The 23,305-nt window shown below is 68.3% G+C and carries 18 protein-coding genes; 8 read left to right on the forward strand and 10 right to left on the reverse strand.

All coding sequences use genetic code 11. The features are described from left to right. The first annotated feature begins 14 nt into the window (after positions 1-14). Positions 15-803, forward strand: coding sequence for a sulfite exporter TauE/SafE family protein (locus tag F627_RS0102530; protein ID WP_019583175.1), 789 nt, complete (start codon positions 15-17; stop codon positions 801-803). Between the two features lie 151 nt (positions 804-954). On the opposite strand, the gene F627_RS0102535 is transcribed toward F627_RS0102530, so the two are convergent. Genes F627_RS0102535 through motA form a run of 3 tightly spaced genes read right to left on the reverse strand, consistent with a single transcriptional unit; the run spans position 955 to position 3,854 of the window. Next, complete coding sequence (locus tag F627_RS0102535; RefSeq protein ID WP_019583176.1) at positions 955-2,031, reverse strand: GTP-binding protein; 1,077 nt, start codon at positions 2,029-2,031, stop codon at positions 955-957. Between the two features lies 1 nt (position 2,032). Then, the gene (gene motB, locus F627_RS0102540) at positions 2,033-2,983 is read right to left on the reverse strand and encodes a flagellar motor protein MotB (RefSeq protein WP_019583177.1); all 951 of its coding nucleotides are present in this window, start codon (positions 2,981-2,983) and stop codon (positions 2,033-2,035) included. A gap of 19 nt (positions 2,984-3,002) precedes the next feature. Next, on the reverse strand, positions 3,003-3,854 hold the full coding sequence (gene motA, locus F627_RS0102545; RefSeq protein WP_018876171.1) for a flagellar motor stator protein MotA: 852 nt from the start codon (positions 3,852-3,854) through the stop codon (positions 3,003-3,005). A 110-nt stretch (positions 3,855-3,964) separates the two neighbouring features. Between motA and F627_RS0102550 the strand changes: the two genes are divergently transcribed. The 4 genes from F627_RS0102550 (at position 3,965) to F627_RS0102565 (ending at position 9,833) form a co-directional block, all read left to right on the forward strand. Then, entirely contained in the window at positions 3,965-5,356 is a 1,392-nt protein-coding gene (locus tag F627_RS0102550; protein ID WP_018876172.1) for an HDOD domain-containing protein, read from the forward strand. 169 nt (positions 5,357-5,525) lie between these two features. After that, entirely contained in the window at positions 5,526-7,097 is a 1,572-nt protein-coding gene (locus F627_RS0102555; protein WP_019583178.1) for a PAS domain-containing methyl-accepting chemotaxis protein, read from the forward strand. A 610-nt stretch (positions 7,098-7,707) separates the two neighbouring features. Further along, entirely contained in the window at positions 7,708-9,093 is a 1,386-nt protein-coding gene (mgtE, locus tag F627_RS0102560; RefSeq protein WP_019583179.1) for a magnesium transporter, read from the forward strand. 83 nt (positions 9,094-9,176) lie between these two features. Beyond that, positions 9,177-9,833 carry a TorF family putative porin gene (locus tag F627_RS0102565; RefSeq protein ID WP_018876175.1) on the forward strand — a complete coding sequence of 219 codons (657 nt, stop codon included), beginning with the start codon at positions 9,177-9,179 and terminating at the stop codon, positions 9,831-9,833. A 260-nt stretch (positions 9,834-10,093) separates the two neighbouring features. Here the strand turns inward: F627_RS0102565 and ispG are convergent, their stop codons facing one another. From ispG to F627_RS0102585, 3 genes are all read right to left on the reverse strand, one after another. Next, positions 10,094-11,311 carry a flavodoxin-dependent (E)-4-hydroxy-3-methylbut-2-enyl-diphosphate synthase gene (ispG, locus tag F627_RS0102570; RefSeq protein WP_019583180.1) on the reverse strand — a complete coding sequence of 406 codons (1,218 nt, stop codon included), beginning with the start codon at positions 11,309-11,311 and terminating at the stop codon, positions 10,094-10,096. Positions 11,312-11,806: 495 nt separating this feature from the next. Next, positions 11,807-12,958: a hypothetical protein gene (locus F627_RS0102580; RefSeq protein WP_019583182.1), complete on the reverse strand. Its 1,152-nt coding sequence runs from the start codon at positions 12,956-12,958 to the stop codon at positions 11,807-11,809. Between the two features lie 22 nt (positions 12,959-12,980). Next, positions 12,981-13,778: a hypothetical protein gene (locus tag F627_RS0102585; protein WP_369771474.1), complete on the reverse strand. Its 798-nt coding sequence runs from the start codon at positions 13,776-13,778 to the stop codon at positions 12,981-12,983. 201 nt (positions 13,779-13,979) lie between these two features. On the opposite strand from F627_RS0102585, the gene F627_RS0102590 reads away from it, so the two are divergent. Further along, on the forward strand, positions 13,980-14,648 hold the full coding sequence (locus F627_RS0102590) for a TIGR02281 family clan AA aspartic protease (protein WP_019583184.1): 669 nt from the start codon (positions 13,980-13,982) through the stop codon (positions 14,646-14,648). A 70-nt stretch (positions 14,649-14,718) separates the two neighbouring features. Next, positions 14,719-16,050, forward strand: a complete 1,332-nt coding sequence (locus F627_RS0102595; RefSeq protein ID WP_019583185.1) for an MFS transporter — start codon at positions 14,719-14,721, stop codon at positions 16,048-16,050. A 314-nt stretch (positions 16,051-16,364) separates the two neighbouring features. Here F627_RS0102595 and F627_RS0102600 read toward each other — a convergent pair whose 3' ends face one another. Together F627_RS0102600 and F627_RS0102605 are read right to left on the reverse strand one after the other, a co-directional pair. Next, the gene (locus tag F627_RS0102600) at positions 16,365-19,553 is read right to left on the reverse strand and encodes an efflux RND transporter permease subunit (protein WP_019583186.1); all 3,189 of its coding nucleotides are present in this window, start codon (positions 19,551-19,553) and stop codon (positions 16,365-16,367) included. Continuing rightward, positions 19,550-20,806 carry an efflux RND transporter periplasmic adaptor subunit gene (locus F627_RS0102605; RefSeq protein ID WP_019583187.1) on the reverse strand — a complete coding sequence of 419 codons (1,257 nt, stop codon included), beginning with the start codon at positions 20,804-20,806 and terminating at the stop codon, positions 19,550-19,552. The genes F627_RS0102600 and F627_RS0102605 overlap by 4 nt, the downstream gene beginning before the upstream one ends. A gap of 456 nt (positions 20,807-21,262) precedes the next feature. On the opposite strand from F627_RS0102605, the gene F627_RS0102610 reads away from it, so the two are divergent. Next, on the forward strand, positions 21,263-21,817 hold the full coding sequence (locus tag F627_RS0102610) for a copper chaperone PCu(A)C (RefSeq protein ID WP_038028427.1): 555 nt from the start codon (positions 21,263-21,265) through the stop codon (positions 21,815-21,817). Positions 21,818-21,835: 18 nt separating this feature from the next. Here the strand turns inward: F627_RS0102610 and F627_RS0102615 are convergent, their stop codons facing one another. Next, complete coding sequence (locus F627_RS0102615) at positions 21,836-22,693, reverse strand: peptidylprolyl isomerase (protein ID WP_019583189.1); 858 nt, start codon at positions 22,691-22,693, stop codon at positions 21,836-21,838. Continuing rightward, positions 22,693-22,989, reverse strand: a complete 297-nt coding sequence (locus tag F627_RS0102620; RefSeq protein ID WP_018866495.1) for a YciI family protein — start codon at positions 22,987-22,989, stop codon at positions 22,693-22,695. Before F627_RS0102620 ends, F627_RS0102615 begins: the two co-directional genes overlap by 1 nt. Between the last annotated feature and the right edge of the window lie 316 nt (positions 22,990-23,305).

A 23,305-nucleotide genomic window follows, 5' to 3' on the forward strand; every position in this document is an offset into this window, starting at 1 on the left:
TCGGCTGACCGGTGATGGACTTCGATTTTTCCGGGGTCGCCATCCTGTTGGTGGTGGCCGGCTTTCTGGCCGGGCTGCTGAATGCGGTGGCCGGGGGCGGCAGCTTCCTGACCCTGCCGGCCCTGATGAGTGTGGGCGTCCCCCCGGTGGCCGCAAATGCCACCGGGACCGCGGCGCTGTTGCCCGGATACCTCGCCAGCGTCCTCGCGGACGGGAGGCGGCTGCGCGGGGCCTGGCAGGAGCTGGGGCCGCGGCTGGCCTGGGGGCTCCTGCTGGCGGGCGTGCTTGGCGGGGCCGTTGGCGCGGTCGCCTTGCTGCTGACCGGAGACGCCGCTTTCCGTGTCCTGATCCCCTGGCTGCTGCTGGTCGCCACGGTGCTGTTCGCGCTGGGGCCCTGGCTGCAGCGCCAGGCGGCGCGGCCGCATCCGGGGCCGTTGCGCGCCCTGGGCGCGGGGCTGGGCTGCGCCTACGGCGGCTATTTCAACGGCGGCGTCGGGATCCTGCTGATGGCGATCCTGCGCGGCCAGGGTGTGACGGACCTGCCCCGGGCCAACGCGCTCAAGAACCTGCTGTCCTCGGTGCTGACACTAATGGCCGTCGTGGTCTATATCGCGGGTGGCCAGGTGGTGGCCACCGGCCTGCTGGCGGTCGGGGCCGGGGCGATCCTCGGGGCGCGTGTCGGGATGGCGATCGTGCGCCGCCTGCCAGAGGCGGGGTATCGCCACGTCGTCACCGGGATCGGTGCGGCGATCACCGTCCTGTTTTTCCTCGACCCCGCCTGGCTTGCATCGCCCACTTCGTAGGGTGCGTTGAGCGCCGCGAAACGCATCACCATCGAATACCCGGAAGGTTGCCGCCTTTCGACCGATGTGATTCGCTTCGCTCATCACATCCTACGAGTCTTTCCCGCGAGTCTTTCGAGGTGGCGAGGTGTGGGTGCCTAACGACGACCGATCAGCGGTTCGGCGCGTGGGCGGCCTCGAGGGTGCGGGCGAGATCATCCAGGGTGGCGGTTTCGGATTCCGGCAGGATGGCTTCGATGCGCGGGCGCAGCGGGGTGTCCGGGGCATCCATCGGCTCCAGCCCGCCGTGTCCGTCCACCCGGTTGAGGCGGTGCCAGCCCTGTTCGGTTTCGACCAGGCCCTTCAGGCGGTCACCAGCAAAGCCGTCGACCAGACGCGCGAGGACGCCATGGTCGATGACCTGACCCTCGGGTAATAGCCAGCTGCGGCCGATGTAGCCGTCACCGCGGGTGTCGATGGTGACCCACTCGTCGGCTGCATGAGTCGCGTCATCATGCTGGTGGTCGTGGTCGTGGTCGTGGTCGTGGTCGTGGTCGTGGTCGTGGTCGTGGTCGGCGTGCGCATCCGCGCTCGTGGACGCGAGAAAGTCGCGGGCCTCCGGGAACAGGGCGCCGCCCCGATCCAGTCGCGGGCGGTCCAGCCAGTCGCGCTCGATGCGGCCCTGGGTGGTCTCCACGACCAGCGGGCGTGGTGGCGGCATCGCCGCGACGAAGGCCTGCAACGCCTCGCGGTCCGCCTCGCTGTAGAGGTCGGCCTTGTTGGCCAGCAGCACGTCAGCCAGGGCGATCTGGTCGCGCCAGTTCGCGTGCTCCCGGTGGCGCGGCGAGGCCAGGTGGCGGGCATCCATCAGGGTGACGGTGGCGCGCAGGTCCAGTACGCCGGCGTAGGGCGGCTCGGTCAGGGTGCGGATGATCTGGGCCGGGTGACCGAGGCCCGTGGGTTCGATCAGGATGCGGTCGGGGCGCTGGCTGCGGATCAGCCGATTGAGCCCGACGGTGAACATCTGCGCGGAGACGCAGCACAGGCAGCCGCCGGGGATCTCCTCCAGCGCGACGCCGGTATCGGCGAGCAGGCCGCCGTCCACGCCGATCTCGCCGAACTCGTTGACCAGCACGGCCCAGTGCTCGCCTTCCGGGCGCTGCGCGAGCAGGTGGCGGATGGCGGTGGTCTTGCCGACGCCGAGAAAGCCAGTGATCAGGTTGAGCGGGATATCGCGGTGTTGTGCCAACTCAGCTCTCCTCGCCCGGTGGTGTGTCCGGCGCCCCGGTGTCTTCCTCGGGCGGCCCCAGCGTGTCGGCGCGTACACCCTCGCTCTCGAGGCTGTCGCGCATCGCCTCCTCGGCCTCCTTGTTGAGGACGATGATGGAGATGCGGCGGTTGATCGCGGCCTCGGGGTTCTCGCGGTTGAACGGCACACTGGCCGCCAGGCCGACCACCCGGGCGATCTGGTCGGGCTCGGTGCCGCCGGCGATCAGGGCGCGGCGGGCGGCATTGGCGCGGTCGGCGGAGAGCTCCCAGTTGGTGTAGTCCGGGCGTAGCAGCGGGCGGGCGTCGGTGTGGCCGGTGATCGAGACGCGGTTGGGGACCTGATTGATCAGGCCGGCCAGCTCGCGCAGGATCGCGTCGGCGTGCTCCAGCGGACGCGCGCTGGCGCTGTCGAACATCGGTCGGTTCTCGCGATCGATGATCTGGATGCGCAGGCCATCGGGCGTGATGTCCAGCAGGAGCTGGTCCTTGAAGGGCTCCAGCGCCTGGCTTCGGTCCAGGGCTTCTTCCAGCGCCTCCTGCAGGGTCTCCAGGGCCTCGCGGTCGCGCGCCTCGGCCAGCTCGTCGAGGGTTTCTTCATCGATCCCTGTCGGGGCCTCCATGGCCTCCGGGTCCTGGATGAGCTCCGGCATACCCTCGAAGTCGATGATTGATGGGTCCACGCCGGTTCCGTCGCCGGGCGCCTGGCCCGGCGCAGCGGCTTCGCCCACGAAGGCGGAGGGGTTCTGGAAGTACTCGGAGATCCCGGCGCGCTGGTCGTCGTCCAGCGCAACGAGCAGCCACATCACCAGGAAGAAGCCCATCATCGCGAGCGTGAAGTCGGCAAAGGCGATCTTCCACGCGCCGCCGTGGTGGCCGCCCTGGACCACCTTCTTCTTGACGATGATCGGCTGGGTCTTGTCTTCGACTCCCATGGTAGTGATCCGGTGGCCTTCAGGCCCCCTTCACGTACTCTTCCAGTTCGGAGAAGCTCGGGCGCATCGCGCTTTCCATGGTCTTGCGGCCGAACTCCACCGCGACCTGGGGGCTGTAGCCCTGGACATTGGCGAGAATGCAGGCCTTGATGCACTGCAGGAACTTGGCCTCCTCCTGGGCACGGGACTCGAGGGCGGTCGAGGTCGGCCCGGCAAAGCCGTAGGCCAGCAGAATCCCGAGGAACGAGCCGACCAGGGCAGCCGCCACGCTTGAGCCGATTTCCGCGATGGACCCGTCGAGTTTGCCCATTGTCATTACGATGCCCAGGACCGCCGCCACGATACCGAAGCCGGGGAGGGCCTCCGCCACACGGTGAACCGCGTGGGCCGGTTGGTGCGATTCCTCGTGGTGGGTCTCGAGGTCCAGGTCCATCAGGGCATCGAGCTCATGCGGGTTCATGCTGCCGGAGATGATCAGGCGCATGTAGTCGGTGATGAACTCCATCGCGTGGTGATCCTGCAGGATCCGCGGATGGGCCTTGAAGACCTCGCTTTCTTCCGGCTCCTCGATGTCGGCTTCCACCGCCATCAGGCCCTCTTTGCGGGCCTTGGTGAACAGCTTGTACATCATGGCCAGCAGGTCGAGATAGTCGTCCGACTTGTACTTGCTGCCCTTCATCAGGCTGGGGATGGACTTGAAGACGGTGAAGACGACGCGGGGCGGGTTGGCGATCAGAAATGCCCCGAGCGCCGCGCCCCCGATGATCCAGTACTCGTAGGGTTGCCACATGACCCGGAGGTCGCCGCCATGAAAGTAGTATCCACCGAAGACCGAAGAAAAAACGATGACGATACCCAGAAAATACTTCACGGACCGCGACCCCACATTGCTGAAGCGCCATGCCGGACAGGGTATCCGCCCGCATGCGTTGCTATAGTTGACGGGCTTTACGATAACGACTCCCCTGCGCGAGGTACAGCATGTCCCTGGACAAGGACGCGCCCTACATGGAAGAGGCCGCGCGCCTGGCGGCGCTGGAATGGCCGATTCTCGAAGCCAGCGATGCGGTGTTTGCGGACCCGGATGCCCTGGTGAATCGTTCCCTGCGCGAACTGGCGCGCTACGCCGAGCGCGATCCCGGCCTGAGCCTGCGCCTGGTGCGGCGGGCCAACGCCTCGCGTCGCGGTCTGCGCCAGGAGGTGCACTCGGTGGGCGACGCGATTTCCATGCTGGGCCTGGAGAACGTGCACCGGGAGGCGGCCGAGGCCCCGCGCGTCGCGGATGTGGTCACAAGACCCCAGGCCTATCGCGAGCTGGCGGCGCAGTCGCGGCTGGCGGCAATGATCGCAGGCGAGATTGCGCACAAGCGCCACGACACCGAGCCGGGCGAGGTGGCGCTGGCGGCCCTGCTGAACCAGCTGGGCCTTCTGGCGTTGCTGGCCGAGGGCGAGCCGCGCCTGGATCGGCTGCTGGAGATGCTGGAGCTCAGCGCCCTGCCGGACGAGGCCAGTTACGCCGCGCTGGGGTATGCGACGGACGACCTGTCGCGCGCCATGGCGGAGCAGATGGCCCTGCCGGAACTGGTACAGGGCACGCTGCGCGCGGTCAACGCGGCCCATCACCGGGCCTATGAGGTCATGGTCGCGAGCGCCGTGGCCTGGCAGGTCTTCCGCGGCATGGACACCGCGCGCGGCGATCGCGACCTTGGACTGCTGGCCGGTCTGATGGGGCTGACGGACAAGGAGGCCGCGGACCGCGTGGGCGCGGTCATCGAGCGTTTCAACGAGGATGTCGCCGTCTATCAGCGGCCGCCGCTGGACCCGCAGACCCCCGGTCGCGTCTGGCTGGGCGAGCGCTATCGTCCGCGCCTGGCCCTGATGCCGCGGGCCGACCTGCTGGAGACCGGGCTCCACGCCCTCGAACAGGAAACGAATCGCGAGGCCCGGATACGCCGGATGCTGCGAGTGATGCAGTTCGGCGTGGGGTTGAACCGGGTGGTATTCGCCCGTCTGTCCCGCGATGGGGAGAGCCTCCGCGCCGAGCACCTGGTCGGGACCCTGCACGAACCGGAGTTCAGCCACTTCGTGATCAACCGGTCCGCGCTCGGACCGCTGGGTCGGGTCCTGGAGGAGGACGCCGCCCAGTGGTGGGATCGCCGACGCATCCATGACGAGATGCCGGCGGCTGTCCGCCGCCTGACCGGCGGGGTGGACTGTCTCGTCGCCCGGTTGTGCGATGGCGACCGCGTACTGGGCATGGTCTATGCCGACCGGCGTGCGCACGATCTGGACCTGACCCCGGTGGCCTTCGAGGGGTTTCGCCGCGTGCTGGCGGCGGCCGAGCGTCCTTTCGGCTCCTCAGGGGAACACTGAGCGCTTCCCCGGGCCGGGTCGCTGGCTCAAGTCTTTCGCGGGGTGGTCGATACATGTACAGGGTCGTATACAGGCGATCATAATCCGCAGCATTTGCGAGGGGTTGGCCACGGCGTATGGCTGATCCCACGGGTCCCGAGCCCGTGGAACAAACAAAAGGACGTACGACATGCGCAAGAACCTCCCCGTCACCCAGACGGAGTATTCGATTGATCAGCACGGCGAGCTGATTTCCGCCACCGACGAGAAGGGGCGTATCCGCTATGCCAACAATGATTTCGTCGAGGTCAGCGGGTTCGACTGCGAGGAGCTGGAGGGGGGCGCCCACAACATCGTGCGCCACCCGGATATGCCCGAGGCCGCCTACGCGAACATGTGGGAGACCCTGAAGGCCGACCGGGCCTGGATGGGCATCGTCAAGAACCGCCGCAAGAACGGGGACCACTACTGGGTGGACGCCTTTGTGACCCCCGCCTACGAGCACGGCCGCAAGACCGGCTACGAGTCGGTGCGGGCGATCCCCGAGCGCGAGCATGTCGCCCGTGCGGAGAAGGTGTATGCCGCGATCAACCGGGGCCGGAGCTTCGCGCGGCGCTGGTACCACGGCCTCACCTGCCGCCTCGCCGGGACCTGGATCGTCGGCTTCCTGTTGGCGCTGGCGGTCGTGTTTCTGGCGTCCTCGCCAGCGGTGCAGGCGGGCCTGCTGGTATTGATCTTTGCCGCCGGCGGCATCGCGTCGCTGGCGTTCACGTCCGGTATCCGCCAGGCGGTCAATCGGGCCCGGGAGCAGTTCGACAACCCGGTAATGGAGGCGATCTACACCGGGCGCCGCGACGACAGCGCTTCGCTGGAGCTGGTGCAGCAGTTCGGGGAGGCGAAGCTGCGCACCGTGCTGGGCCGGATCGAGGACAAGGCCGACGCGGTGAACGACGATGCCCATGCCATGGCCAGCAGCGTGGAGCAGACCGCCTCCGGCGTGGAGCGCCAGCAAAACGAGATCGACCAGGTCGCCACCGCGATGAACGAGATGACCTCGACCATCCAGGAGATGGCGAGCAATTCCGCGCGCGCGGCCGAGGCCGCCAACAACGCCGAGAAGGAGACCGGCGCCGGGCAGGATGTCGTGAACGGTACAGTGTCCGTGATCAATCGCATGGCGGCGGAGGTGGAATCCACCGCCGAGAAGCTGGGCAAGCTCGAGGCCAGCACCGAGGAGATCGACAAGATCCTGAGCGTGATCCGCGAGATCGCCGAGCAGACCAACCTGCTGGCGCTGAATGCCGCGATCGAGGCCGCGCGCGCCGGCGAGCACGGCCGCGGTTTCGCGGTGGTGGCCGACGAGGTGCGCTCGCTGTCGCAGCGCACCGACGAGTCCACCGTGACCATCCGCAACATGATCGAGACCCTGCAAAGTGGCGCGCGCGAGGCGATGTCCGCGATGCGGGCCAGTCAGGAGCAGGCCGCCGACGGGGTGGAAAAGGCGCAGGCGGCGGGCGACTCGCTGACCACGATCCGCGAGGCCGTGGCCCAGATCACCGAGATGAACACCCAGATCGCCACGGCCGTCGAGGAACAAAGCGCGGTCTCCGAGGAGATCAACCGCAACGTCACCTCCATCCGTGATGTGGCCAGCGAAACGGGATCGGTTTCGGCACATGCGCGCGACGCCAGCGCCCGCATGCAGGCCGAGGCCGCCGAGCTGAAAGCGCTGATCCAGCGGTTTGAACAAAAGACTGGCTAGAATTTTACTTTTCCGGGTTGCGCCATTGAATATGCGCAATTACAATCTCGCCCACCTTGAGTAGCAGAGGTCTGTCAATGGACTGTTGTCGATGGATGCATGAACGTCGGGCCGGTGGCCGGTACGAGCGTGCATATCGTTGCCAGCGGGGTCCCGCCACCCGGTAATGCGGTGGTGTCTCCCCGGTGTCAGCGATATGCGTGACTCCGGGGGGTGACAGAACGCCTTTCCCCTAACGCCCCTCGCGGGCGCCTCCCCAGCCCCGAAGCCTGTCCCTGCGCCCGCCCGTGTGCGCGGCGGTTGGGCTCCCATGCCATTCGATTTGTCCTGCCTCTGCCCGGATACCGGGCCGGTGCGTGCATTGCTGTGCGCGTAACGGATATGGATCACACCCATGAACACCCAGCAGGAGGCCGCTATGCCAGCGCCTGAAGACGACGACCCCGGGTCTAGCCCGGAAATTCACTGCGGGGCAGTGAAAAAAGTAAAAGTGTGTTCGTCTCGCTGATGGGGGTTTTGTAAAAGACCGCCACCAGCGGTCACGGGATTCTTTTGTCTTTTGTGATGCCCCGCGTGCGTTTTTTATTTTTTAAGCACAAGGAGCATTGCAATGAACGACAAGATCCTGGAAATGATTCATGCCGGCGACGTGGGCGCTGCCCGCGACGAGATGATCCATCCGGTGCCGGCTATCACCGCCAATCGCCTGTCCGAGCTGGACCCGCGTTCGCGCTGGGTGATTCTGGAGGGCGTGGATACCAACGAGCGCCGCGCCATCTTCCTGGCGATGGACGACGAAGAGCAGGCGATCCTGTTCGAGCACATGCCCGAGCCGGAGGCGCGTGAGCTGGTTCAGGGCCTGCCGGCCTATACCCTGGCGCGCGCTCTGACCCTGGTGGGCAAGCCGCTCGCGGCCGATCTGCTGAGTGCTCTGCCGGGCGCCAAGCGCGACAAGGTGCGTGCGCTGTGGCGGCAGGACGAGGACACCGTGGCCCGGGTGATGCGTCGCCCGGTGTTCTGGGTGACCCCGGAAGAGTCCGTCGGCGAGGTCACTGCCCGCCTGCGCGGGGATCGCAATATGCCGGACGATGTCGGGGCGGCGCTGCTGATTACCGATCGTGACCACCACTATCAGGGGCTGGTGCGCCTGGGCCGCATGTTCCGCGCGGAGCCTGGCCAGGCGGTCGGCGAGCTGATCGAGCTGGAGGACTTCTGCACCACGCCCGACGGTGACAAGGTGGAGGCCGCTCGCCTGCTGCAGCGCACGGATCTGCCGTACCTGCCGGTGGTGGATGCCGACGGGGTCCTGGTGGGCGTGCTGCGCATCGACGACGCGATGGACGTACTCGAGGAGGACACCTCGGAGGACTTCTACAAGAAGGCGGGGATTGGTGACCTGCTGCACCACAGGGATGTCGTGCGCTCGGAGAAGTTGACCTCCGGCGGGATCGGCTATGCGGTCAAGGTGCGCATGGCCTTCCTGATGGTGACGCTGGCCGGCGGCTTGGCCGTGGGCGGGGTGATCGACTTCTTCGAGGACACCCTGGCGGCGGTGGTCGCGCTGGCCATCTTCATCCCGCTGGTGATGGACATGGGCGGCAACGTCGGCACGCAGTCGACCACGATCTTCGCCCGCGGGCTTGCCCTGGGGCATATCAACCTGGGTCGCTTCTTCCGCAACCATCTGGTGCGCGAGGGGGGCGTGGGCCTGGCCATGGGGGTAATCATGGCGGTGCTCGCCGGGACGCTCGCCTACTTCTGGCAGGGTGCGCCGAATGACATCCCGCAGCTGGGTTTCGTGGTTGGCACGGCGCTGTTCTTCTCGGTGTTCACCGCCTCGATCCTGGGCTTCCTGCTGCCGTGGGTGCTGCTGAAGATCGGGGTGGACCATGCGCCGGGGGCGGACCCGTTCATCACCACCATCAAGGATTTTACCGGCCTGGCTGTGTACTTCGGCATGGCCGCCTGGCTGCTGAGCGCGCACATGCCGGCCTGAATGCCGGGGAACCCGAACCGTGTTGCCGGAGACAGAATCCGGCAACACGCCTGCAAAGAACGTTTGATAGAAGAGGAATCGACATGAACCATCGCAACTTCCATCGCGGCGTGCTGGCCGCCACCGTGGCAGGGGTCTTCGCCTTCGGCATCCCGGCCATCCAGGCCGCCGAGGCCGAATTCAACATCGGCGTGTTCACCGACTACATCGATGACGGTGCGTCCAAGTCCGACAACGACCCGGTGGTGCAGGGCGGCTTCGAGCTGGGCTTCCCCACCGGCGTGTTTACCGGCGTGCAGGCCTCCACTCTTGGCAGTGGTCGCGGCAGCGAGATCGTGCCGTTCGTTGGCTACGGCTTCGACGTCGGTTCGGTGGGTATCGAGTTCGGCTACGAGCACTTTCACTACACCGAGCTCGACGAGCGCTACGAGGGCGAGACCTTTGTGGTGGTGGACTGGGGGCCGGTGTACACGGGGGTGAACTACCTGGCCCATGCCCATGATCGCGACGCCCGGGGCAGCCGGGAATTCTTCGCGGGTACGGCATTCGAGGTGGCCCCGCGTACCGAGCTTTTCGCCGAGGTGGGCCAGGATCGTCCCGCCGATGACGACAATGCCGTGTTCTGGGAACTGGGCGCGGCCCACGCGACCGACTTTGGCACCTTCTCGCTGACCTACGGCTCGCGCGACGAGAGCGGCGCTCAGGACCTGCTGGTCGGCGGCTACACCTACAACTTCTGACCCACCGCCCGCGTCGGTCCGGCGCGGGTTGGTTTTTCACCACGAAGCACACGAAGGCACGAAGGAGATCAAGGTCAAGGGCTTTTGCACCACAGAGTGCACGGAGAAAGGTCGATAGGGGGGTTGAACCGTTTCGCTGTGCTCGGCGGGTTTGAGCCCCATCCAAACCTTCTTTGGATTTCTCTGTGTTCTCCGTGCCCTCTGTGGTGCGATCGCTTTTCTTCGTGCCTTCGTGTGCTTCGTGGTGATTATGGATTTTTCTAGCCGTAGCGGCGTTCGATGTAGGCCTCGACGCGGGCCTGGAATTCTTCGGCAATATGCTCGCCCTTGAGCGTCACGGTCTTCTCGCCGTCCTCGTACACCGGGGCCACCGGCTGTTCGCCGGTGCCGGGCAGGGAGATGCCGATATTGGCGTGCTTGCTCTCGCCGGGGCCGTTGACGACACAGCCCATCACCGCGACGGTCATCTTCTCCACACCCGGGTACTGCTGCTTCCAGCTGGGCATCTGCTGGCGGATGTAGGACTGGATGTCCTGCGCCAGGTGCTGGAAGTACTCGCTGGAGGTGCGACCGCAGCCGGGGCAGGCGACCACCGACGGCAGGAAGCTGCGCAGCCCCATGCTCTGCAGGATCTCCTGGGCGACCAGGACCTCCTGGGTGCGGTCGCCGCCGGGCTCCGGCGTGAGCGAGATGCGGATGGTGTCGCCGATGCCCTGCTGCAGCAGCACGGCCAGGGCGGCGGTGGAGGCGACGATGCCCTTCGCACCCATGCCGGCCTCGGTCAGCCCGAGGTGCAGCGGGTAGTCGCAGCGCGCGGCCAGGTCCTGGTAGACGCTGATCAGCGGCTGCACACCACTGACCTTGGCCGAGAGGATGATGCGGTCATGCGGCAGGCCGATGCGTTCGGCCTCGGCGGCGCTCTCCAGCGCCGAGGCGATCAGCGCCTCCTGCATCACCGCCTCGGGCGCGGCCGGCTCGGCGCGCTGGCTGTTCTCGTCCATCATCCGCGCGAGCAGGGCCTGGTCCAGGCTGCCCCAGTTCACGCCAATGCGCACCGGCTTCTCAAAGCGGATCGCGGTCTCGATCATCGCGGCGTACTGGGCGTCGCGCTTCGAGCCGCGGCCGACATTCCCGGGATTGATGCGCAGCTTGGCCAGCGCCTCGGCACACTCGGGGTATTTGGTCAGCAGCTTGTGGCCGTTGAAGTGGAAGTCCCCGACCAGCGGCACCTCCAGTCCCATCGCATCCAGGCGTTCGCGGATCTCCGGCACGGCCCTGGCTGCGTCCTCCGAATTGACGGTGATGCGCACGACCTCGGAGCCGGCGCGCGCCAGCTCCGCCACCTGCACGGCGGTGCGCAGGGCATCGGCGGTGTCGGTGTTGGTCATCGACTGCACCATCACCGGGGAATTGCCACCGACGGTGACGTTGCCGACGCGGACAGGGACGGTCTTGTGGCGGGTGGGGATCGTGTTCATGTTGACCTACGCGGGCGCGGGAAAACGGTGCGCGGAGTGTAACGCAGGCGTGCGCGACTGCCGAGAAGCTGCAGGCCCCGTAATGTCCCCGCTGGACGGCGTCGGGGTGTCCACGGAGGTCGCCACGCGCCTGCGGCGCTCGCGATGACGGTGCTCGTTTTCGCGTCATGGCGAGGCCCCGCAGGGGCCGTGGCCATCTCCGGACGAAACCCCCGACGTCCGCCCAGGCCGGCGCCGGGCCTGCCCCGGGAGATCGCCACGGCGCGATGCGCCTCGCGATGACGGTGCTCCTTGCCCCCGTCATTGCGAGGCCCCGCCAGGGGCCGTGGCACAAAAGCGCGAAGCGCGTTGAACGGCCGCAGGCCGGCCCGAAGGGCGAGCGCAGCGAGTAACCTCCGGACGAAACCCCCGACGTCTGCCCAGGCCGACGCCGGGGCCACCCGCGGAGATCGCCACGTCGCTGCGCTCCTCGCGATGACGGTGCTCGTTTTCCCGTCATGGCGAGGCCCCGGAGGGGCCGTGGCCATCTCCGGACGCAACCCCCGACGCTGGTTCTGGTCGGCGCCAGGGTCGGAAGGTGTTCTCGACGGAGGCACGACTGGCCGCGTGGCGGGCCTCCACGCGCTCGGCGATCGCCTGCTGCAGCGCCTGGCGGGTCTCGGTCTCCAGTGCGTCCAGGGCCTCGTGCAGGGCCTGTTCCAGGTCCTCGCGATGGCGGGCCTCGTCGAGTCGCAGCAGCAGCCAGTCGACACCGATGATGGTGGCCCCGGCCGCCGTGATGCCGCAGCCCAGCGAGAACGGTCCGCTCCAGGCGCAGACCCCGGCGCCCAGGGCCCCGGCGCGTCCGGCGCGCCCCAGGCTGCGGGCCAGCCCCGCCTGGGTGGTGCGGGCGGCCAGACGGGCCTGCACGGCGCGGGCGATCAGGGGCGTGGCCAGGCCGCTGCCGGCGGCGGCCGTCGCGGCCAGGCCGGTGCGTTGATCGAAGCGCTCCAGGTCGATGTCCAGGGCCGTATGCAGGGCGTGGCCGCGTTCGATCTCGGCGGCCGAGGTGGCCGTGGCGCGGGGTGGCGGGTTGGGGATACGGGCATCCGCCAGGCGGTCGATCAGTTCCAGGCGCCAGGCATCGCGGACCTGGCGCTGCTGTTCGTCCAGTCCCCACTCGACGCGGGTCGCGAGTTCCCCCAGGGGTTCGTCCCAGAGGGCGTCCGGTAGCAGCTGTTCGCGCAGCATGCGGGCCCCGGCATCCGGGTCGGCGTCGCCCAGCCACTGTACGCCGCGCCGCCACAGCCGGGTGTATTCCGCGCCGAGGGAGTAGTACCCGTCCACGACCTCGGGGACACGGTCATGGAGGGCGGCGAAGCGGGCCTCGAGTTCCGCGTCCACGCGGGTCTGCCAGTGCTCGCGGGCGGCGGTGTCGCCGGCCTCCAGCCACTCCAGCGTGTAGCGCTCGAGCGCGGTGAGGCGCTGGTGGTCGAGCTGGTAGCGCTGCTCGCCGAGTTGCAGGGTCAGCGCGCCGTCCCCGTCCCAGCTGCGCGGCTCGTGCTGACTGGCGAGCCAGAGCAGGGCGAGACTGGCCAGCAGGGTCATGCAGAGCCACAGGCCGGCGCGGGCCTTGCTGGAGGTGGTGTGCGCTGCCGGCGTGGTCATGGGTCGGTGGCTCCGGACCCGACTACTCGATCACGGGCGCGTTGCGCGGATCGCCCAGGGTGTCGGTTGCCGGTCGCAGCGGCAGCAGGCCGTTGGCCAGCAGCAGGAACCCGGCCGCGAGGAAGGCCTGTTCGGCAAGCACCAGCAGCCAGCCGAGCAGGGCCGGCAGGGACTCCACTCCCTGCGGGAACCACTGCTGTCCCAGCCACAGGCGCAGGCCGTCCTGCGCCGCGGCGAGCTGCAGCCCGGCCTCCAGCAGGTGACTGCGCGCGGCCTCGTGATGCACCAGGAACCACACCGCCTGTTCCAGTGTGGCGCCGGTCAGGTCGGGATAGCGCGCCTGCAGGGCCAGGATCAGCAGGGCGACGATCAGCAGGAGCCCGGTGAGGCGCAGGGCCCCGCAGCGGGCCAGCTCCGGGGCGAACTGTGGATGGGCATGTCCCCGCAGCAGTCGGACGAACAGGGCCTCGCCGAATACCAGCACGAAGCCGGCGACGAGGAGGGCGGCCCAGACCTCCTGTGTCGGGATGCGCGCGAGGGTGATCAGCAGCAGGCCGCCCAGCAGGGCACCGATGACCAGGTGGCGCAGGGCCATCAGCGGACCGCCGCGCAACCGTCGGGGCCACTGGCTGGTGGGTTCCAGGTAGCCGCGCAGGAACGCCGCGCGCCGTACCCGATGACGGCGGAAGCCACCATGGGCGATCAGCAGGGTCACGGCGATCCACAGCGCCACCACGCCGGCCTCCGGCAGGACCCGCAGGTTCATGTGCATCAGCCACAGCCCGATCACCAGTACGGTTACGGTAAAGGCATGCCGCAGCGCGACATGGGTGGTCGGGCCGGGGCGGGCGGAATCGTCAGACGGTTGGCGGGACACGGCAGCTCCACGCGAAGGGGAATGCCACGATGGTAGCAGGCGCGCGGGCCCGGGCCGTGGTGTGTCCGTGGTGCCATTGCGGACGTTCGGGCTTCGTTCAGCCGAACCCGGTATAACCGGCCCATGGATCGTACAGCGCATGCAATGGTTTCGGCCTGGGCTTTGACGGGGCGCCGGTTCTGGCTCGTCGGGCTCCTGGCCCTCTGGCTGCCTCTGGGGGTTGCCGCGGAGGAGCTTCGGCTGCACGCGGTGTTCGGCGAACGTGCCGTGGTGTCCGTGGGCGACGAGCGGGCGGTGGTGGCCGCCGGCGAGACCGGGCTGGGCGGTGTCCGGGTCCTGCGCACCGGCCCCGGGATGGCCCTGGTGGAGTATCGCGGCGAGCAGCGCGAGCTGCGGGTACAGCCGCGGCCCGCGCCGGCCCGCCCGGATCCCTCGGCGGGGGAGGCTGCAGCGGTTCGGGTGCACCGCGATTCGCGGGGGGATCACGCCGTTACTGCTGGCCTGAACGGCACGGCGGTGACCCTGGTGGTCGACCCGCAGGCCGACTCCGTGCTGCTGCGCGCTTCGGATGCCGGGCGCGTCGGGATTGATCCCGACCAGGGGCGCTCGGTGCGCTTTCGTGACGAGCGCGGCACACGGCATGGCCAGCGGGTGCGCATCGACCAGCTCCAGGTGGGGGGGCTGCGGCGTGCGGGGGTCAGCGCGATCGTGCTGCCGGACGGCGACCTGCCGCGCTCGCGTCTGGGGCGCAGCTTCCTCGAACACTTCGCGGTCGAGCGCGATGGCGACGCGCTGGTGATCCGGGATCGCTGAGGGCAGCATGGATCAGTGTTTCCCCGAGCTGCGTTAGCATGGCGGCCGTCACGCCCACCAGGATGCCTGCATGCCGCTGATTCGGCGCCACCCCGAGGACGCCCCCGCCCCGCGCCGCGAGATCTTCGGCTGGGCGATGTTCGACTTCGCCAACCAGGCCTACACGCTGCTGATCATCACGGTGATCTTCGGCGATCTGTTCACCCGCATCATCGTCGGGGATGCCCCGGACTATCGCCTGGGCAACCTGCTGTGGAGCCTGGCGCTGGCGATCAGCTACGCCATGGTGGTGATCGCGGCCCCGTTCGCCGGGGCGGTGATGGATGCAACGGCCTCGCGCAAGCGCTTCCTGATGGCCTCGTGGATCCTGACGGTGGTGACGACGGGGCTTTTGTATTTCGTCGAGCCGGGGCTGGTGCTGTTCGGCATGGCGCTGATCATTGCGTCCAACTTCGGCTATGCGATCGGCGAATCCTTCATCGCCAGCTTCCTGCCGAGCCTCGGGCCGCCGGAGAAGCTCGGCTGGATCTCGGGGCTGGGCTGGGGCATGGGCTATATCGGCGGGCTGATCGCCACCGCCTTTGCCCTGGGCCTGCTGGGCGAGGTCAGCGCCGAGAACTTCGAGCGTATTCGCTGGGTGGGGCCGTTCGCCGCGGTGTTTTTCCTGATCTCGGCGATCCCGACCTTCCTGTTCCTGAAGGAGCGCGGCACGCGTCGGCGGATGCGCCGGCGGCTGCAGCTGGGCCTGGGCTGGCGGCGGGTGCGCGAGGCGCTGGTCACGCTGGGGCAGCGCCGTGAGCTGCGCGCGCTGTATGTGTCCATCTTCTTCATGATGGCCGGGATCTACATCATCATCTCCTTCACCTTCATCTACGGCTCGCAGGTGATCCAGTGGGACGAGCCGGTGCGCATCGCGATGTTCGTGATCACCCAGGTGACCGCGATCATCGGGGCGATCGGTTTCGGCTTCCTGCAGGACCGTGCCGGGCCGGTGCGGATCTATCGGCTGACCCTGGCGCTATGGGCGCTGGCGGTGCTGGCGATCTTCGGCACCACGACCATCGCGCAGTGGCTGAGCGCACTGCTGGGCCGGCCGGTGGAGGCGCAGATCGTGTTCCTCGGCGTGGGGATTGTCGCCGGGCTGTGCCTGGGGTCGGCGCAGTCGGCCGGGCGCGCGCTGGTCGGGATGATGGTGCCGGTGCGCGAGGCCGGGCGCTGGTTCGGGTTCTGGGCCCTGTCGGCGCGCGCCGCCGCGATCTTCGGGCTGGCCGGGATCGGGCTGCTGCAGGTCTGGCTGGGGCTCGCCAATGCCATCCTGTTCTGCCTGTTCCTGTTCCTCGCCGCGCTGCTCGCCTCCATCCCCGTCCACCTCGCCGACCGCCGCCGCGCCAGGCCCGTTTGATTCACCACGAAGCACACGAAGGCACGAAGAAGGGCGATTGGACCACGGAGGACACTGAGAGCACAGAGAAAATCAAAGAAGGCTTCGGCCCGGCAGGAAACCGTTGGCAAGAGAAACGCACGAATGCCCTGCCACTGGCCAGACTGGATCACTCACCGTCCTTCTCGCACCAGCGTTTGGCAACCTCTCTTGATCGCCCTCGCATTTCTCCGTGTCCTCCGTGTCCTCTGTGGTGCAACCCGCCTTTGACCTTGACCTGGCCCTTCTTCGTGCCTTCGTGTGCTTCGTGGTGAAAATATTGGGCCGGAAGCGTGTTAGTCGGTGGCGTGGTGGGTAAGGGTGGCGCCGCGGTCGAAGCGGCCTTCGTAGAGGCGCAGCAGGGCAGGGATTACGAACAGTACCAGCACGGTGGCGATGGCCAGGCCGAACACGATGGAGATGGCCATCGGGATCAGGAACTGGGCCTGGACCGAGCGCTCGAACAGCAGCGGGGTCAGGCCGGCGATGGTGGTGACCGAGGTCAGGATCACCGCGCGCAGGCGCTGGCAGGCGGCCTCGACGATCGCCTCCTGCAGGGCCAGGCCGGCCTCGCGCAGGCCCTGATAGAAGCTGACCAGGATGATCGAGTTGTTGACCACGATCCCGGTCAGGCCGAACAGGCCGAACAGCGAAAGGATGGTCAGCTCCACGTTAAGGATCCAGTGGCCCAGCAGGGCGCCGAGGATGCCGAACGGGATGATCGCCATCACGATCAACGGCCAGCCCCAGGACCCGAACACCCAGGCCAGGGTGATGTACATCAGCCCCAGCGCCAGGACCAGGCCCGTGCGCATGTCGGCGAAGGTCTCGGCCTGGTCGGCCGCGCGCCCCTCGAACGAGTATTCGATGCCGTAGCGCGCCGCGAGGTCGTCTAGCGGGCCGTCTTCCAGCGCCGCACGGATGCGTGCGGCGTTGTTCACGCTGCGGTCGACCTCGGTGGAGACCTGGATCGCCAGACGGGTGTCGGCATGGCGCAGGGTCTCGAAGCCCTGACGCGAGCGCAGGTCCACCACGCTGCCCAACGGCACGAACTCGCCGCTGGGCAGGCGCAGATTCAGGCGCTCCAGGCTCTCGCTGGAATGGCGCTCGGCATCCGGCAGGCGCACGCGCACCTCCACCTCTTCCAGCCCGTCCTGGTAGAGCTGGGCGAGGTGGCCATCATAGGCATCGCGCAGCTGGGCGCCGACCGATTCGGTGGTCAGGCCCAGGGCGCGACCCTCCGGCTTGACCTGGAACACCAGTTGTTCGCGACCGAATGGCGTGTCGTCGTTGGTGGCGAAGGTGCCCGCAAAGTCATCGAAAATCTCCGCCAGATCCAGGGCGGCGTTCTTCAGGACGTGCGGGTCATCGCCGGTCAGGCGCACCTCCAGGTCGCGTCCGGGCGGCCCGGTCTGGCGTTCGTCGATGCTGAAGTTCTCGATCCCGGGGGCCTGGCGCACGCGGTCCTCCCAGGCCTGGATGAACTCGCGGTTACGCACTTCGCGCTGTTCGGGAGAGACCAGCTCCACCTGGATGTTGCCGAACTGGTCGCCGCGCGGGGCGTTGCCGTCGCCGGGATCGATGCCGCGGCCGAGCCGGGTGACGGAGGCGCGCACCAGGTCGCCGCCCAGGGCCTCCTCGGTCTCGGCCAGGGCCTCCTCGACGTGGATCAGGAAGGCCTCGACCCGCTCCGGCGGTGTGCCGGCGACAAAGTTGACCCCGGCGTTGACGATGGTGCCCTCGGGCGACGGGAAGAAGGTGAAGCCGATGCGTCCGCTGGCCGCCAGGCCGATGGCGAGGATCAGCGCGCCGACCGCCAGCGCCAGGGTGGTGCCCGAGTGGTTAACCGACACGGTGACCGCGCGGCGGAAGGCGCCGTTGCGGAAGGTCTCGAAGCCGTTGTCGAAGCGCTCGCGCAGGCTGCCGGCGCGCGGCGGCTGGAGTCGGTGCATCACGCCTTTCAGGTGCGCGGGCAGGATCAGGAAGGCGATCAGGAGCGTGGCGACGATCACGCAGATCACCACCAGCGGGATGTCGAACAGGATGTTGCCGATGATGCCGCCGATCAGCATCAGCGGCAGGAAGGCCGCCACCGTGGTCAGCGAGGCGGCGATCACCGGCCCGACCATGCGCCGGGCGCCGTCGCGCGCGGCACGGCTGGCCGAGAGCCCGCGCTGGTGCAGGCTGTAGGCGTGCTCGGAGACCACGATCGCGTTGTCGACGATGATCCCCAGCGACATGATGAAGCCGAACAGCGAGATCATGTTGATGGAGCCGCCGACCACCCACAGCACCACGAACGCGGCGGTAAAGGCGATTGGGATGCCCAGCGCCACGCGCAGGGCGATATGCCGGTTGAGGAAGAGGAACAGGATCCCGAGCACCAGCAGCAGGCCGCCCAGGCCGTTCTTCAGCAGCAGGGTGATGCGCTCGGAGAGCAGCTCCCAGAAGGCGTCGGTCACCTGCAGATCGACACCCGGAGGCAGGGCGGGGCGTGTTTCTTCCAGCCAGTCCTCCAGGACCTGCGCGGCCTCCAGTGAGTCGCCGGTCTCCGAGCGCAGCAGCTGCATCTCGATCGCGCGCTGGCCGTTGGCGCGGGCGCGCACCTGGCCGTCGCGGTGGCGCAGGTCGAGGGTGGCGATGTCGCCCAGGGTCAGGCGTCCCAGTTCGCCGTCGCCGCGCAGGACCAGCCGCTCGAAGCTGACGATGTCGCGGGCCTGTTCCAGGCTGCGGATCTGGCGCGCGGTGTCGTCGCGGCCCACCGAGCCGGCCGGCAGGTCCTGAGCCATCGCGCGGATCTGCTCGGCGATGTCCGCCAGCGTCATGTCCAGGCGATAGAGTGTCGCCGAGGGCACCTGGACGGCCATCTCGTCTTCGGTCAGGCCGGTGAACTCGATGCGCGCGATGCCCGCATCCAGCAGCTCGCGCTCGAACTGACGCGCGAGGATGCGTAGCTGCTGGGGGTCTTCGGGGCCGGTCAGCAGCAGCCGTGCCACCGGCTCGTAGCGGATTACACGGGTGACCACCGGGGTCTCGGCCGCTTCCGGCAGGTTGCGCTGCTGGTTCACGCGGTCGTTGACCTGCTCCAGCGCCAGGGTCATGTCGGTTCCGGCCTCGAACTCCATGGTCACCACGCCGACGCCCAATGCCGAAGTGGAGGTCATGTTGCGCAGGCCGTCCACCGTGCGCAGGTCCTGCTCCAGCGGGTCGACGATGGCGCGCTCGACATCCTCCGCGCTGGCCCCGGTCCAGGGCACCTCCACGGTGATGAAGTCGAGCTCGAAGTTGGGGAAGAACTGGGTGTTGAGCTTGGTCAGGGCAAAGGCCCCGGCCAGCAGCATCAGCGCGATCAGCAGATTGGCCGCGAGGCGGTGTTCCAGGAACAGCTGGATCGGCCCGCGCGGGGGCCGGTCAGGGTCCTGCGCGCCGCCCCCGGGCATCGGCTGCCCGGGTGCCGGCGAGTTGCCGGGTTCCGCTTCGCTCATCGACCGGAATCCTGCTGTTCCACCTCGACCCGCAGGCCATCGACGGCATTCGGCAGGCGCGTGGCGATCAGGGTGTCGCCGGCGGCGATGGCGTCACTGCGGATCAGCGCGAGGGTATTGCCGTCCGCATCGATGAAATCGCCCAGGCGCTCGACCTGCAGCGACTCCAGGCGCCCGTCCACCACTCGGAACACGCGGTCACGCCCGAACAGGGACTCGAATGGCACCGCAAGACTGTCGGGTTCCTCCGGCAGTTGCAGGCGCAGTTCGACAAAACGGTTCAGCGGGAGTTGTTCGCCGCCGGAGCGCACCTCGAACACCCCGCGCATCCCGGCGTCGCCGGCACGGGTCTCGCCCTCCAGGCGTACCAGTTCGGTCTCGACCGTGTGGCCGGCGACCTGTGCGCGGGCGGGCAGGGGTGTGTCCCCCTGCAGCAGGCGTTCGACCCGGGCGATCAGGTGTTCCGGGAGGCTGGCGCGGATCTCCAGGTCATCCACCGCGAACAGTCGCAGCAACGGGTCTCCTGGTCGGGCGCGCTCGCCCGCGGCGACGTCGACCTCCACGATACGTGCGTCGAAGGGCGCGCGAATGATCGTGCGTTCCAGGTCGATCTCGGCCTGGGACTCGGCGGCGCGGGCACGTGCCAGGCGGGCCTCGGCCTGGGCCCTGCGCATCGGGGCGTCGGCCACGGCCTGCTCGCGGTTGTCCACGGTGATGCTGGCCTGCTGCAGCCGCTCGCGGGCGGCATCGAGATCCGATTCCGAGCCAAGGTTGCGCTCGCGCAGGTCGCGGGCGCGCTCCAGGCCGCGTTCGGCGATCGCCAGGAGTTCGCGCTCGCGCTGCAGGGCCTCGCGGTCGAAGCGGGCGCGCAGCTCCTCGCTTTCGACCGCGCCCTCCAGCTCGCGCCGCTCGGCCTCGCGCTGGTCCAGCAGCAGGCGGGCCTCGCGCGGGTCGATCTGCACCAGCGTGTCGCCGGCGGCCACGCGCTGGCCGGCGCGCGCCGGCACGGATTCGATCTCGCCCTCCACCGCGGCGCGCAGCTGGGCATCGCGGGCGGAGCGGCTGCGCCCGTTGAGGATCACCCCCGGCCGGTGCGTCCCGGGCTCGGCGGTCACGCCCTGTACCGGCCAGGTGCGCTCGCTGGCCTCCGGCGGCGGCGCCTCGGGCCCGGTCGCGCGCAGGACCATGAAGCCCACCACGGCGACGGCGAGGATCAGGACGGGAAGAAGGGCTCGGCGGAGGGCGCGCGGCATGGGCGTCTCGTTTGTGGCTTGGCAGTTCGGTGGGGCGGGTGCGGCCCGTCGCTTGGAGGCGCCTGCGGGCCGGAGGTTCCCTTCGCGGGCGTTATCGTACCACCGCGGTTTTTGGGGGAACCCCCGCGGTTGCGGTCGGTCCCCAGGGAAACACTGATGAATGTACACGCTCGCGCTCGAGTCGCTTTTGCGTGCGAACAAGGCGCGGTGACTGCCGTGCAGTCATTCTGCACAAGGGAGCCGCAACGCCGTTCCCACGCAAAAGAGGCCGAGCCCCTCCGGGGTTGGCGCCCCAGGTTCCCCGATCCTGCGTTGCGCCGCTAGCAGGTAGAACCACTACCCGCTGCACGACGCGCCTGGTCTCGGAAAACCTGGGGTGCCAACGCGAGCGTGCACATTCATCAGTGTTTCCCTTGTGTGTCAATATTACGTTTTGCTTAAATGAGGTGAAAGGTTATGAAAGGATCCAGGCTGTTTCCGGCAGTGTTGCTGACGACCACCCTTCTGGCGGGCGGCGCGGTCGCACCGGCGCTGGCCGACGCGCCCGAGGTCTGCGAGTGCCGGGCGGGCCTCGAGATGGAGGGGACGCCCTGGATTCGGCTGATGCCGGGTGACATGACCGGCGGCTACTTCGTCCTGCGCAACCATGGCGAACAGGACCTCCGGATCGTCGCCGCGCAGGCGCCGATCTCCGAGGTGGTGGAACTGCACGAGCATGCCCACGTGGACGGGGTGATGCGCATGCGCCAGGTCGAGGGGCTGGACCTCCCGGCGGGCGAGACCCTGGTGCTGGAGCCCGGTGGCCTGCACCTGATGTTCATCGGGCTGCACGAGCCGCTGACGGCCGGCGACTGGATCCCGGTGACCCTGGAGTTCGCGGATGGCGAGACCATGGAGATCCATGCCCGCGTCCAGCGTGGCGAGGGTGCCAGTGGCGGCCATTCGGGTGGCCACATGATGGAGGGTGACGCCCCCGGCATGGGTGCCGAAGGCGGACACCACGGGCACTGAGGCCCGGGGCTTGCCCGACTACTGATTGGCGGGCCGGTTCGGGATCTGGATGTCGGCATCCGCGCGCAGCGTCTCCAGGAATTCCTGGATGGCGCGGCTTTCGAGGATCTCGACCAGTTCGGCGCGCACGGCATTCAGTTCCGGCACCTCGATTTCGCGGGTCTCCTCCAGACGGATGATGTGCCAGCCGAACCGGCTTTCGACCGGCTCCGCGGTGGTTTCACCCGGCTCCAGGGCCACGGTGGCGTCGCTGAACGCGGGGACCATCTGTTCCGGAGAGAACCAGCCCAGCTCGCCGCCGCGGGCGGCCGAGCCGGGGTCGATGGAATGGGCCTCGGCCAGTTCGCCGAAGTCCGCGCCGTCGTCCAGCTCCGCGAGGAGTTCGCGGGCCTGCTGTTCCTCTTCGACCAGGATATGGCGGGCGCGGTACTCGGTGCCGCGTATCTGCTCAACCTGGCGTTCGTACTCCGCCTCGAGGTCGTCGCGGGTGATCTCCAGCTCTGCGGTGATGCGTTCCATCAAAAGCGAGGCCAGCAGGTTGGTCTCCACCATGCGCAGGATCCGCCGGGTCTCGGCATCGGTATCCAGGCCGCGGTTGACCGCCTCCTGGCGCAACAGCTCCAGGCTGATCAGCTCTTCCAGCGTGCCATCACCCTCGGCCAGGCCCGGGTCCTCGTCCATGCCGGAGTAGGTAAACAGGTCGGCCCGGGTGATGGGCTCGCCGTTGACGAGGGCGACGGTGTCGACGTCGTCGGTATCGGTGGTGATCGCGTCCGTTTCGGCATCCGGTGCGGGCGCCTCCTGTGCGTCGCAGGCGACCAGCACACCGGCGAAGGCCAGGGTGGCGAGCGCGGTGGCAAGGGGACGAAGTCGCATCAGAACACCTGCTTGAAGGGGCGTACGTCGACCGCGGTGTACACGCCGGCCGCGACGTAGGGATCGGCGTCGGCCCACGTGCGGGCGGCTTCCAGGGACGGGAATTCCGCGACGATCAGGCTGCCGGTGAAGCCGGCCGGGCCGGGGTCGTTGCTGTCGATGGCGGGAAACGGGCCGGCCAGGACCAGCCGGCCGTCGTCGCGCAGGGCCTGCAGCCGGGCGACGTGTTCGGGCCGCGCGGCGAGACGGGCATCCAGCGAGTCGGGGGCGTCCTGGCCCTGGATCATGTACAGCATGGGGTGTTCTCCTTGATTTTGGGTGCATCGTAACCGATCACTGGCCGCGCCTCGCGCTCCGGGTTCGCAGTTTTCCCGCTAAGGAAACACTGATTCATGTACACACCCGCGTTGGCACCCCAGGTTTTCCGAGACAAGGCGCGTCGTGCAGCGGGTAGTGGTTCTACCCGCAAGCGGCGCAACGCAGGATCGGGGAACCTGGGGTGCCAACCCCGAAGGGGCTCGGCCGCTTTTGCGTGCGCACTGCGTTGCGGTTCCCTTGTGCAGAGTGACTGCACGGCAGTCACCGCGCCTTGTTCGCACGCAAAAGCGACTC

The sequence above is a fragment of the Thioalkalivibrio sp. ALE16 genome (assembly GCF_000381305.1).
Classification (GTDB): domain Bacteria; phylum Pseudomonadota; class Gammaproteobacteria; order Ectothiorhodospirales; family Ectothiorhodospiraceae; genus Thioalkalivibrio.